Below are 12142 nucleotides of genomic sequence, written 5' to 3'. Positions count from 1 at the left end.
TTTGTGACACCGGCATGTCAATAAGATTCAGAAAAATAGGGCGTTTCTCACAATGAGGAAACATGAAGATTTCCTCTACTGCAAATCCAGCTGCTAATATGAATCAATAGTTCCTTGAATGATATGTTAATGGGATTTTTTGGACTGTTTTTAAATAACCCGAGGCCTGAAATAAAAAGGGGCGGCTGCTGAACGTCGATTTTTCAGCAGCCGGTACAGCCGGGACTCACATGAGCTTCCCGGCGAGTTCTGCGATCGTTTGAATGCCGTAGCGAAGCTCTGGCAAAGAGGCGTACGAATAGGACAATCTGATGCTGTATTTAGCTTCTTTATCGTAGAGAGTGCCGGGATTGATGAGGATGTTTTTCTGTAATGCTTGTTCGAACAAAGCGCTGAGCGAGAGCGGCTTTAGAAATGTGACCCAAATGTAAAACCCGCCTGAAGGCTTTTCCCAGCGGGCGATTCCTCTGCAATAGGTCTCAAGACACCGGAGCGCCTCATCCCGCCTTCGTCTCAGTTCACCTTTGATCCAGCTGAGATTTTCATCATAAAGTCCGCTTGAAAGCCACTTTGCAGCCACCCATTGCGACAATGAACTTGAGCCGTAGTCAGTCTGCATTTTAATATCGGCCAGCCTCTCGATGACGGGCTCCGGGCCTGCGACCCAGCCGATGCGAAGGCCGGGGCTGACTGTTTTCGATAGTGTACTGACATAAAGAATGCTGCCTTCTCTGTCCATGGCCTTCAGCGGCGATGACGGCGGACCGTCAAGCCGCAAGTCGCCGTATGCGTCATCTTCAATAACCGGGAGCGACAGCCGTTTTCTCATTTGAATCAGCTCGCGCTTCCGGTTTTCCGACATCAGTTTGCCCGTCGGATTGTGAAATGACGGAATCGTGTACAGTAAATCGGCGCCATGCCGTTTTTTTACCGCCGGAATGACGGACGGGTCTAATCCCCCGCCATCCATTGGAAGCCCGCAAAGCCGCATGTCCATCGATTGAAAAACGTGCAGCGAGTATAGGTATGACGGCTTTTCCGCCAACACGACGGCTCTCCGCTTCAAAAGGCCGATCGATATGAGCTGCAGCGCTTGGAGCGCTCCGGAGACAATCAGAATCGAGTCGGCCGATACACGCACACCCTTCCGGCCCAGATGCTCCGCCAGCACCTCTCTTGTATAGCGGCTTCCTTTCGCTTCTTCATACCCGAGCATCAGCCTATCAGACGGTGCGCGGCGAAGAATCTCTTCCATCTGTTGATAGGGCAGCAGTTCAGGCGCTAATTCACCTGTGCCGAGCCTGATGATCCCTTCTGTAAACTCCTGCCTGTTGATTTCCTGAACCGTCATTGAATTGGGACGGTGAATTCCCGAACGTACATAACTCGTCCAGTCAAGCGGCGGCCCCGCCGTCAATTGTGACCATGTTTGATTGGCCACCTTTGTGCCTCCGCCCCGGTTGCCTTCAAGAAATCCTTGGGCTGTCAGCTCGTCCAGAGCCGCGGTAACCGTGCTTCTATTCACTTGAAAGATAGATGCCAGCTTGCGTTGTGAAGGGATTTTCGTCCCGGCCGGCCATTCGCCCTGTAAAATCTTCTCTTTTATGATCTGTTCGATTTGCTGGTATAACGGAATGTCTGAATGTCTGTTCAGCTGTCTGTTCACTTCATGTTCAGCTCCTTTTTTAAAAGATAGCATTTGGCTGGGCAATTAGACCAGCCAAATGGCCGGAGACATTCCCCGCTTCTTACTCTACAATAAAACGGATGTTTTGAATGAAAGGGGTTTTTACAGTCATGAACGCAGTTATTCACGGAATGATTCTCGCTTTTGGACTGATCTTGCCGCTCGGCGCGCAAAATGTCCTGATTTTTCAGCAAGGGGCCGCATCATCGAGCATTTGGCGTGTCTTGCCGCTTGTGATCTCCGCATCGTTGTGCGATTCCCTCCTGATTATACTGGCAGTCACAGGTATTTCCGCGGCTGTCGCCGGCCTTCCTGAAGTTAAATTTGTCCTTTTGACCGGAGGATTTTTGTTTCTCATTTATATGGGATGGATCACATGGAGGAGCAAACCGGCGGTAGGAAACGCGTCCGAAGCTATGCCGCCCAAAAAGCAAATCGCTTTTGCTGCGGCCGTATCGCTCTTAAATCCGCACGCCTTGCTCGATATCGTCGGCGTGATCGGCACCAACTCTTTAGCGTATGAAGGTGCGGATCTTTGGCTGTTCACCTGTGCATGTATGATCGTTTCGTGGCTATGGTTCCTTGGACTTGCCGCAACGGGAAGACTTCTCAAACAGCTCGATTCACAGGGGATCGTCATGACCTTGTTCAATAAAGGATCTGCGGCTGTCATGTGGGGGCTTGCCGCCTACCTCGGCGCCTCGCTGTTTACCTGATCCTGCGGGAACGCGGCTTCTGTCCGCATAAACCTGAGAAGCAGCGAGCACAATAAAGACAATCCGGTAACCCGGCAATGATCAATCGCTGATGAGGGATGTCCATGTTTCGAAAATATAAAAGAAAGGGAGCCGGATTGCGGAGCGCTCCCATTACGAAAGATGCCCTTCTTGACGCCACCGCCGGTATGGCTGATGCGGTGATCGAAGAGCATGAAACAAAAGGCGGACAAAAAGCAGTATTTTACTATTTACATACCATCATTGATCGGGTCATGCTGCAACAGTCGATCATCAGGCCTCTGATCATGAGCGCCGAAGAAGAGTCAATATATCGCTGTTTAAAAACCTTTGTTTTGCACGTTGAACCGATCGTATCTTTAGAAACCGCAAAGGAGTGGCTGATGTCCGGTTCGATCATCATCCATGATCCGGACAGGCAGCAGTGGTTTGCCATTCCCATTGAAAATCGGGTCGGCCGGCAGATCGAACCGTCTCAAACCGAAACGGTGATGTACGGTCCGAAAGACAGTTTTACCGAGCAGCTCGACGTCAATCTTTCTTTGCTGCGGCGCAGGCTGCCTTTAACCAATTTAAAAGCGGAAAGGCTGACGGTCTGTTCGCTCAGCAAAACATCTGTTGTTATCGTTTATATTGCCGGATTAACCAATCCGGAATTGATTGAGGAAGCCAGAAAAAAAATCGCGGAAACCGATTTTGACATGATCTTCGATTCCGCACAGCTCACTGAATTGATTGAAGATCATCATCATTCGATTTTTCCGCAGTTCCAGCAGACCGAGCGTCCCGACATTTCCGCATACAATTTAAGCATTGGCAAAGTCGCCATTTTGGTCGATCAGACGCCGTTTGTATTACATGCACCGATCACGTTTTTTCACCTTTTTCACTCCGCTGAAGATTATACGACGCGCTGGCCGGTTGCCAGCTTTTTTAGAATGCTGCGCTACGCCAGTTTTTTTCTGTCTATTTTGCTCATCCCTTTTTATGTGGCTTTGTCGACTCATCATTATCATATGTTTCCGCTCCAGATCCTTTATGTGCTGATCGAATCAAGGAGCAAAGTGCCGTTCACCCCGTTTTGGGAAGCGGTTCTTATGCTGCTCGTCATTGAAATTATTAAGGAAGCCAGCGTGCGGATGCCGACAAAATCAAGTTCAACATTGGGGGTTATCTCGGGGATTGTGATTGGAGAAGCAGCGGTGCAGGCGGGCTTCGTCAGCAAAGTGCTAATCGTTTTGGTCGGCATCTCAACGGTCGCGTCATTTTTGGTGCCTAACTACATCGTAGCTAAAGGGCACACTTTGATTCATTTTACGATGCTCGTGTTCTCCGCCTGCCTCGGTTTTTTCGGATTGATCTTCGGAATGATCGGACTGTTTGTTCATTTGAACGGGCTTACTTCTCTCAAGCAGCCTTATTTTGCGCCGATTACTCCGTTATATTGGCGCGATTGGCTCGATCTTTTTATACGAAGTCCTTTGATCTGGCTGAAAAAGCGCCCCGAATATCTGCATACCTTGCAAAAATGGCGGTACGTTAAAAGGAGATGAAGCGGCTTGAGTTCTTTTCAATTATTTCACAAGACACGGCCTCTCGGCGGAATTTACATCGCCCTCATCGCCAACCGTATGCAAGTTCTTTTTTTCATCTTGGTTCTGCCGATGTATCTGGTTCACCCTTACATGATGTTCGTTATGCTCGCTGTCGGAATGCTGTCACAGTTCAACTTGTACCTGTTGTCCAAATGGCTGTCTTCTCCAGCGGCCGCAAAAGGCTATGAAGGCTTTGCCGCTCTCTTCGGCGAACGCAAGCTGCGCTTTTTTATCCTGATCGGCTTAATTCAGCTCGCGTTAAAGATCGCGATCATGATCACAAGCTACGCCGAAACGGTGAGACACTTCATCTTTCCCGCCATCAATATCAACTGGCTTGTGATCTTGATTCTGGTGATCAGCGGATATGCGGCCTCCCACGGCATGGAAAATACGATGCGATTTGTCATCATTGCCTTTATGTCATCATTTTGGATCGTGTTCATTTTTATCAGGTTTTATATCCCCCCGATCGCTTCCTTGACCGATTTATATCCGTTGATTCCTTTTGACTGGACTGAACATTCTTGGAAGGCGCTGCTCGTCATGTGGTCTTCTTTTTCCAGTCCCGAGTATTTGATTTGTCTGGCTCCATGGTTCAGCAAGGAAGCTAATGTGCTGAAATGTTTATCGGTCGGTAATGCGATTTCACTCTTCGAATATTTGTTTTTGTTTATCGGTGCATTATTTTTCTACGGCTCCTCTTATTTGCTGGAAACCATTTTTCCGGTGATAAACATGCTCCGCTATTTGCAGTCGCCGATTTTGGAGCGGATCGATACGTTTCTACTGTCTGCCCATATGTTTCATTTTGCGTTTGTAATCGCGATTTTTTTACTCTGCTTTTACGGAGGCCTCCGCATTTTGTTTAAAAGAATGGCCAAGCCTGTGACGCGAAGAGGATTTCTGTTCAGCTTCCTATTGCTCATGGGATGTTCGCTCGTGTTAAGCACTTGGTTTTGGCAATCCGGAAAGCAGCAAGATATGTGGTTTTTGATCGAAGTATCCATCGGAGCCGTCACTTACGCATTGACTCCGGCTATTCTTGTCATCGCCGGAAAACGAAAGGGGCGCATGCAATGATCAACGGGAAACGTCCCATATTAAACGGCTGTATCGCACTTGTGATTTTCATGACGATTGAGGGCTGCTCTCCATTTGTTGAAAACAATGAGATTGAAGAAATCTCACCGGTTACCTTTTGGTATATCAAAGAAGGAAAAAAAGGAAAGATCTCAATGAGCACCACCGTCCCTCCGGTGGGCCTTGAAAAGAAGCGGCTATTCAGCACCGAAGTCAATATGATCAAACAAGTCGGCAAGCGATTTAATTTAAATTATTACAACGAGCTGAAAAACGGGCAGCTGAGAATGGTGATGATCGAAGAAAATCTCGCCGACAAAGGCATACTTCCGATTATCAACACGCTTCTGTCAGACCCGAAAATCGGCCCTCGCCTTTATCTCATCGTCGTCAACGGCGATTTTGACAAATATATACTGAACGAATTGAAGCAAAGCGAGAATTTTGACTTTTATCTTTATCAGACGTTAAGGCATTTTGAAAGAGCCAACCAGGGTGAAATGAGCATCGTTAACCTGCATCAATTCAAAAACCAGCTGTACACCCACTATTCAGATCCTTACGTGCCTGTTTTCAGAACCGATGGTAACCAGTTCACATATGAAGGAACAGGACTTTTCCGAAACGACAAATTCGTGAAGACACTGACCGGCATAGACGATCAAATTTTTCAGCTGCTCAACAATAACAGGTATCTGAAGTTCCTCACGATTCCCAACTTGTCAATCATAATCGGCCAAGCCCGCTCAACCGTCACATTTGACTTAAATCAAAACAATACAGCTTTATCAATGAAAGTCAGCATAAACGCGGGCATTGAAGAATACACAGGCGACAAAAACCTGCAGGATCAAAGCGAGTTCAGCGCACTTGTTCATGATGTGGAATCCGAATTGGAAAAGAAAACAACGGACATGATAAAGGACATGCAAAACATTCGGGTTGATCCGCTTGAAGTCGGCGGTGAAGCGCTGTTTCCGTTTACGAAGCCGATGAGCGACAAAGCGTGGCTGCATCGTTGGGAGAAGATGGATGTCGAGGTGGACTATCAGGTGAATCTGAGACCGAATCTGAATGTGCAATAAGGGGCTTGCAGTTGATTGAAAACGCTGAGAGAAAGGGCGGCATCGGGCGGAGAAATGCTTTCTTCCGCCCTTCTTTCTGTTGATCCTATTGACCGCAGGATGATCTCCGGCATACTTTATCTTTATCACAGCCCGTTTATGAGCCCCGTTTCATACCGTAAGCTGTTTCGTCTGATACTGAATCTTGACGGTCTTGCCTGTTGACCAGGATTCTGTGGCCGCAAGCGCGATTTCCAGATTGACTGCCGCATCCACTTCAGTCACAATCGGTTTCGTTTTGTTGCGAACACACTTGGCAAAGTGCTGCATCTCTAAGCAGTACGCTTCATGGAACCTCGCCTGGAAATCCGGAATGATATTATAGCTGCTCCCCTGCCCGGTCCGCACGGTAACCGCCGGGTTCCGCAGCGTCCCGATGAAGATGCTGCCGTCCGTCCCGATAATTTCGGCGCGTATATCGTGGCCGTAAGACGAATTGCGGCTTGCTTCCGCATCACCCGCCGCCCCCGAATCAAACTCCATATAGGTGAGCGCTTGATCGACATCATGGCATCCCGGCATGAACGCGTGCTTCAAAACCCTTCCGTGGCCGGAAACCGAAGTAATTTCAGCCCCCATTAAATAACGCGCGATATCATAATCGTGAATCGAACAATCGACGAAAATACCGCCGCTTTTTTTAATGAATTCGGCCGGAGGAGAGCCAAAATCGCGCGTGAACCCTTTATAATAGATCGGTTTGCCGATTTCTCCGGCATCGATCCTCCTTTTGGCATCCGCATAAGCAGGATCAAACCGCCTCATAAACCCCACCTGGCAAATCACGCCCGTTTCTTTGACTTTAGAAATGACTTCAATCGATTCTTCAAGATTTAATGTCAGCGGCTTCTCGACGAAAATCTGTTTGCCGCATTCGGCCGCCTGTTTGATCACTTCGGCATGGGTAGATGTCGGTGTAACGATGACGACGGCATCAATTTCTGGATCGTGGAGACATTCAAACGGGTCTTCAAACCACTTTTCAACACCCAGTTCGGCGGCAATCTCCCTCGCCCTCCCCTCTGCCGGATCGGCCACAGCGGCGAGCAGGACCCCGGGCACCTCGGTTTTGAGGTTTTTCGCATGGTAATAGCCGAGCCTTCCGAGCCCTAATACGGCGCATCTCACTCGTTCTGTCATTTTCTTCTCTCCCTTCTCACATATTGAAAGCGCTTTATTAATCAGAGAAAGCGCTTGCTCATTTCAATTCTGATTTTACCCTGTATTTATTTTATCCGCAATCCTTTTTAGGATTTAATGAGAGCAAGCGCTTGCTCTTATTTTTTAAAAAAAGAGCGTTTTTTTCTATCAAAACCCGCTCTTTTCAGCATGTGCATCTTTTTTAAATGGAGGTGCCGTCGACTGTCTGACGACAAGTTCAGGCATGAGAATGATTTTGTTTTTCGAACTTTTCTCGCCGCTGATTTCTTCGGCCAGCAGCTCGGCCGCACGGCGGCCCATTTCTTCAATCGGCTGCGACACTGTCGTAAGCGGCGGATCGGTCATTTCGGCTAAAAACGTATTATCAAAGCCGATGACAGATAAATCCGTTGGAACTTGGAGCCCCCATTCCCTTGCAGTCTGAATGACTCCGCACGCAAGCACATCATTCATGGCGAAAACGGCGGTCGGAATGTTGCTTTCGAAAATCTGAGCGGCTGCTTTTTTGCCGCATTCCAGGGAAAAACCGGTACCGGCGATGAGCGATTCATTCACTTTGATGCCGGCTTCATCCATCGCTTTTTGGAAGCCTTTCAGCCTGTCTTTTTCTCCGGTTGTCGATCCGTCGCCGGCGATGCAGGCGATTGTCTTATGGCCGAGTGAAATTAAATGCCGCGTCGCTAAGTATCCGCCCATAAAATCGTCGATGACCACGACATCCAGGGGAACAAGGGCGCGGTCCTGAGAAATCATCACGAGCGGTATGCCCTCTTTTGCAATATCCTCGAGCGCATCCATGCTCTCCTGATTTTCGATGCCGGTCGCAAAAATGATGCCGTCGACGCTTTTTTGCTTGAGCACCGAGAAATACGTTGCCTCCTTTTTCGGATCGCGGTCGGTACTGCATATCATCATGCTGAATCCAAGCTCGCCCGCCCGCTCTTCAACGCTTTTGGCAAGCTCTCCGAAAAAAGGGTTTGCAATATCGGGCGTCAACAGGCCGATAATGTTCGTGCGCTTTCCGGTAAGCGCAGAAGCGTGAACATTCGGCTGATAATCGAGTTCTTTCATGACGGCATGCACTCTTTGCCTTGTCGACCTGCTGATTCTCCCGGTATTGTTGATCACCCGGGAAACCGTGGAAATCGAAACGCCTGCCGCTTCCGCTACATCATAAATGGTTTTTTTCATTTTGGTCCCCTCTAGTCCGCTGATGAAAGATATCTAATATTACATTATAGAGCGTGTCAGCTACCGCCGCAAATCAGCTCCCACTCCTCCCGCAATATTCCGTATCTGATTGAATCATAATAGACTCCGTCATAATATCTGACTTTGCGAATCCGGCCTTCCATCTTAAACCCCGCTTTTTCGGCGCACCTCATCATCCGCCTGTTGCCGGACCACGTCGTCATTCCGATTCTCGGCACATCGACGTTTTCAAATAGGAAGCCGACCCATAATTCTACGGCTTCCGTGCCGTAACCTCCGTTCCAGAACCGCGGATCATAGATGCCGATCCCGCATTCCAGCCAGCGTGTCGGCCGGCACTCCCAATAGTAAGAAACGGTTCCTTTCAGCTCTCCTTCGATCTCAATCGCCAAATAGCGCGGCGGTTTTTCTTTTAAAGCCGGCACAAAAGAGTCGAGAAAATATTGAAACGGTTCGGGCTGAAGCGGAAAATAAGGGGCATCCCATTTTTTCCATTCAGGGTTTCGGGTTCCGTAAATCATTCTCCATAATCCGGGCAGGTCATCCATTGTGATCGTGCGCAGCTTTACTTTTTCACCATTGATGGATGCCAAACTTTTCTCCTCCTATGCTTTGAAAATATCACTCAATATTTCTCTTCATCATCTTTCTGTATTCAACAGGCGAAATCCCTTCTATTTGTTTAAACAGCTTTGAGAAATAAGTCGGATCATCGATTCCGACTTGTTCGGCAATCGATGACATTTTGTCGTTTGTCGAAGAAAGGAGCCGCTTCGCTTCAAAAACCTTCGCCTTATTGGCGTATTGGCCCGGTGTGATGCCGAACGCCTTTTGCATGCAGCGGGTAATGTAGTCCTGGTGATAGTGAAGGGCAGCCGAGAGCTGCTCCATGCTGAGCTTCTCCTTATAGTGGCGGTCGATGTAATGCTGCGCTTCAGATGCCACACGCTCACTCGCCGAAGGAATGTGGAACGCCTCCTTCTGCAGGTGAATCAGCAGCTCTTCGAACAAGAGCTGCTTCCGAAGAGGCAGGTCGGAATTTTGGGCGGAATCGTCAATCAAACGTCTAAACTGCTGTTCAATAAACGCTTTTTGGTCGATCTTTCCCTTTCTCGGAATCTTTAAATGATATAATGTCGGCGTTTCAAACGTCCCCTTCTTCAGCTTGAGCTCGGTCCAGTTCTCACCTCCCTGCTGTGCAAAGCCATAAGACGGCTCCTGAAAGTGCAGCCAAAAATAGCGGGTATCGTCTTGACAGCCTTGGTGTCCATAATGCTCAAGCCCCGGTACAAGGATGATATATTCCCCTTCCCGGATCTGATGGGAGTCGCCGTCCTCAGTCAAAAATAGTTCCCCCTGTATTACATATAAGAGATCAAACACGGAATATTCACGCCTCACATGCTTTTCCCCTTTTTTGAACAGTCCTTCTCCGCCGGTAATCAACACAGGGAGCGGCGGAATTGTAAAGATGATATGTTCCATGTTCTCTCCCCTTTTCATCAAGTCGTATTTCTCCAAGAAGTATCGGTTTCGTCTCTTCTTATTATAAGAAAATGGCGTTACACTATAAAACGGATTTTTTAAAAGAAAGGGGTCAAACGCCATGAAAAAAACAGCACCTCAAAACCTCTCTTTATTCGCATTGACCTGGCCTATATTTATCGAGGTTTCATTATATATGTTAATGGGCAACGCAGATACCCTGATGCTCAGCCAATATTCCGACGACAGCGTGGCAGCCGTCGGCGTCAGCAACCAAATGCTGAACTTGATCATTGTGATGTTCGGTTTTATCGCCACAGGAACAACCGTTATTATTTCTCAATTTTTAGGAGCGCGGCAAAAAGCCGAAGCGATGGAAGTCGGCTATGTTTCCATCAGCGCCAATTTTATCATCAGTCTATTCATCAGCGCGGTGATTTATATATTTGCCAAACCGCTTTTATTGATGATGGGCCTGTCCGCCAACCTGCTGGCCGAGGCCGGCATCTTTCTCCAGATCGTCGGCGGACTGTCCTTTATTCAAGCGCTCATTATGACCTTCAGCGCCATTTTGAAAAGCTACGGGCATACAAAGGACACAATGGTGGTAACCATCGGCATGAATATCCTGAACATCGCCGGCAACTATCTTGTCATATTCGGGCCGTTCGGCTTTCCGGTTTTAGGCGTGGCCGGCGTAGCAATGTCCACTTCCATCGCGCGCATCATCGGCCTGTTCGCGATCGCTCTGCTCGTCAAAAAGCGCGTCGGCATGCCATTGTTGTCCAAACGGCTGTTTGTCTTAAAGAAAAGCCATCTGAAAAAACTGCTGAAAATCGGGATACCTTCAGCAGGGGAGCAGCTTTCGTATAACGCGTCACAGATGATTGTCACCTATTTTATCACGCTGATGGGCGCGCAGGCGCTGACAACAAAGGTCTATACCCAAAATTTGATGATGTTCATCATGCTTTTCGGCACAGCGATCAGCCAGGGAACGCAAATCTTAATCGGACGCCATATCGGCGCGAAACAATTTGATGAAGCGTACAGCCGCTGTCTGAAGAGCCTCTGGTGGGCTCTGGCCATTACAACATTTACTTCCGTTCTCTTCGCTGTGTTTTCCAAACAGCTGATCGGCATTTTCAGCAGCAATCCCGATATTATCGCAACGGCCAGTATACTGATCCTTTTGACGATTATCCTGGAGCCGGGCCGCTCGTTTAACGTGGTCATCATTAATTCTCTCAGAGCTGCTGGAGACGCGAAATATCCGGTTTATATGGCGATTGTCTCAATGTGGGGAATCGGCCTTCCGATCGCTTATATTTTCGGCATTCAGCTCGGATTCGGCCTGGCGGGAATATGGTTTTCCTTCATCGCCGACGAGTGGGTCAGGGGAATTTTGATGTACAGAAGATGGAGATCTAAAATGTGGCTACAAAAAGGCTTTGCGGCATAACCTGCTTTCAACTGAAAGCAGGTTTTTTCATGTCATAAAACATCACAAGGATTTCATTCTGTGAATACAGACCTCTCTGATAATAGGTCTAATAGATTAATTTTTTTGAAAATTCGTATTGATTTTCAATTTGATATTACGTATGATAATAAACATAACAATACACGTAATAAAACCTTACATCAAAAGGAGGATTTACATTGTGAAAAAAATCGAAACGATTATACGCCCTGAACAGTTTCCCCGCCTCCGCAAAAAGCTTGAAGAGGTTGGCATAAACGGATTAACGGTCTCAGAGGTTGCCGGCTGCGGGCAACAGCGCGGGAAACAGGCTTTGTTTCGCGGCACCTCCTACGAAATCAAGCTGCTGCCTAAAGTGAAAGTCGAAATGGTGATTGAATCGGAGAGCGTTGATGAAATTATCCAAATCATCGAAAGCACATGTTCGACAAATACGGTTGGCGACGGAAAAATCTTTGTGCTCCCGATTGAAAATGCGGTTCGAATCCGGACAGGGGAATCCGGAAAGGAAGCGATTGTGTAAAACGACCGGCTCCATCCCGCCTCTTTTTGCCGATACTTTAAGAAAGGATGAT

At 47.9% G+C, this 12142-nt stretch carries 11 protein-coding genes; 6 read left to right on the top strand and 5 right to left on the bottom strand.

The genetic code is table 11. The features are described from left to right. Nucleotides 1–226 precede the first annotated feature (226 nt). Complete coding sequence (locus M1D59_RS06120) at nucleotides 227–1699, bottom strand: aminotransferase-like domain-containing protein (protein ID WP_458118041.1); 1473 nt, start codon at nucleotides 1697–1699, stop codon at nucleotides 227–229. A 98-nt stretch (nucleotides 1700–1797) separates the two neighbouring features. Here M1D59_RS06120 and M1D59_RS06115 point away from each other — a divergent pair, with 98 nt between their 5' ends. The 4 genes from M1D59_RS06115 (at nucleotide 1798) to M1D59_RS06100 (ending at nucleotide 6187) form a co-directional block, all read left to right on the top strand. Next, the gene (locus M1D59_RS06115) at nucleotides 1798–2403 is read left to right on the top strand and encodes a LysE/ArgO family amino acid transporter (RefSeq protein WP_224066925.1); all 606 of its coding nucleotides are present in this window, start codon (nucleotides 1798–1800) and stop codon (nucleotides 2401–2403) included. Nucleotides 2404–2507: 104 nt separating this feature from the next. Next, complete coding sequence (locus M1D59_RS06110; protein ID WP_023856625.1) at nucleotides 2508–3977, top strand: spore germination protein; 1470 nt, start codon at nucleotides 2508–2510, stop codon at nucleotides 3975–3977. A 6-nt stretch (nucleotides 3978–3983) separates the two neighbouring features. Next, on the top strand, nucleotides 3984–5102 hold the full coding sequence (locus M1D59_RS06105) for a GerAB/ArcD/ProY family transporter (RefSeq protein WP_026579920.1): 1119 nt from the start codon (nucleotides 3984–3986) through the stop codon (nucleotides 5100–5102). Next, a complete protein-coding gene (locus M1D59_RS06100; RefSeq protein WP_144497767.1) occupies nucleotides 5099–6187 on the top strand; it encodes a Ger(x)C family spore germination protein in 1089 nt (362 codons plus the stop codon). The genes M1D59_RS06105 and M1D59_RS06100 overlap by 4 nt, the downstream gene beginning before the upstream one ends. 150 nt (nucleotides 6188–6337) lie before the next feature. Here M1D59_RS06100 and M1D59_RS06095 read toward each other — a convergent pair whose 3' ends face one another. From M1D59_RS06095 to M1D59_RS06080, 4 genes are all read right to left on the bottom strand, one after another. Beyond that, complete coding sequence (locus M1D59_RS06095) at nucleotides 6338–7366, bottom strand: Gfo/Idh/MocA family oxidoreductase (RefSeq protein ID WP_023856622.1); 1029 nt, start codon at nucleotides 7364–7366, stop codon at nucleotides 6338–6340. Between the two features lie 168 nt (nucleotides 7367–7534). Beyond that, nucleotides 7535–8578 (bottom strand): LacI family DNA-binding transcriptional regulator, encoded by a 1044-nt coding sequence (locus tag M1D59_RS06090; protein WP_048350081.1) that lies wholly within the window; start codon nucleotides 8576–8578, stop codon nucleotides 7535–7537. Between the two features lie 56 nt (nucleotides 8579–8634). Further along, nucleotides 8635–9192: a GNAT family N-acetyltransferase gene (locus M1D59_RS06085; protein WP_020450889.1), complete on the bottom strand. Its 558-nt coding sequence runs from the start codon at nucleotides 9190–9192 to the stop codon at nucleotides 8635–8637. 28 nt (nucleotides 9193–9220) lie between these two features. Further along, nucleotides 9221–10084: a helix-turn-helix transcriptional regulator gene (locus M1D59_RS06080; RefSeq protein WP_145624396.1), complete on the bottom strand. Its 864-nt coding sequence runs from the start codon at nucleotides 10082–10084 to the stop codon at nucleotides 9221–9223. Nucleotides 10085–10205: 121 nt separating this feature from the next. Between M1D59_RS06080 and M1D59_RS06075 the strand changes: the two genes are divergently transcribed. Together M1D59_RS06075 and M1D59_RS06070 are read left to right on the top strand one after the other, a co-directional pair. Next, nucleotides 10206–11546 carry an MATE family efflux transporter gene (locus M1D59_RS06075; RefSeq protein ID WP_145608622.1) on the top strand — a complete coding sequence of 447 codons (1341 nt, stop codon included), beginning with the start codon at nucleotides 10206–10208 and terminating at the stop codon, nucleotides 11544–11546. A 202-nt stretch (nucleotides 11547–11748) separates the two neighbouring features. Next, a complete protein-coding gene (locus M1D59_RS06070) occupies nucleotides 11749–12090 on the top strand; it encodes a P-II family nitrogen regulator (RefSeq protein ID WP_020450886.1) in 342 nt (113 codons plus the stop codon). The last annotated feature ends 52 nt before the right edge of the window (nucleotides 12091–12142 follow it).

The sequence above is a fragment of the Bacillus sp. PK6-026 genome, from assembly GCF_054161455.1.
This window is presented reverse-complemented; position numbering and strand designations above follow the sequence as displayed.

Bases quoted from the DNA above. Each gene is read 5' to 3' on its own strand.
- M1D59_RS06090 (WP_048350081.1), bottom strand. From the start codon at position 8,578: ATGAAAAAAACCATTTATGATGTAGCGGAAGCGGCAGGCGTTTCGATT.
- M1D59_RS06115 (WP_224066925.1), top strand. From the start codon at position 1,798: ATGAACGCAGTTATTCACGGAATGATTCTCGCTTTTGGACTGATCTTG.
- M1D59_RS06075 (WP_145608622.1), top strand. From the start codon at position 10,206: ATGAAAAAAACAGCACCTCAAAACCTCTCTTTATTCGCATTGACCTGG.
- M1D59_RS06100 (WP_144497767.1), top strand. From the start codon at position 5,099: ATGATCAACGGGAAACGTCCCATATTAAACGGCTGTATCGCACTTGTG.
- M1D59_RS06080 (WP_145624396.1), bottom strand. From the start codon at position 10,084: ATGGAACATATCATCTTTACAATTCCGCCGCTCCCTGTGTTGATTACC.
- M1D59_RS06120 (WP_458118041.1), bottom strand. From the start codon at position 1,699: ATGCTATCTTTTAAAAAAGGAGCTGAACATGAAGTGAACAGACAGCTG.
- M1D59_RS06110 (WP_023856625.1), top strand. From the start codon at position 2,508: ATGTTTCGAAAATATAAAAGAAAGGGAGCCGGATTGCGGAGCGCTCCC.
- M1D59_RS06095 (WP_023856622.1), bottom strand. From the start codon at position 7,366: ATGACAGAACGAGTGAGATGCGCCGTATTAGGGCTCGGAAGGCTCGGC.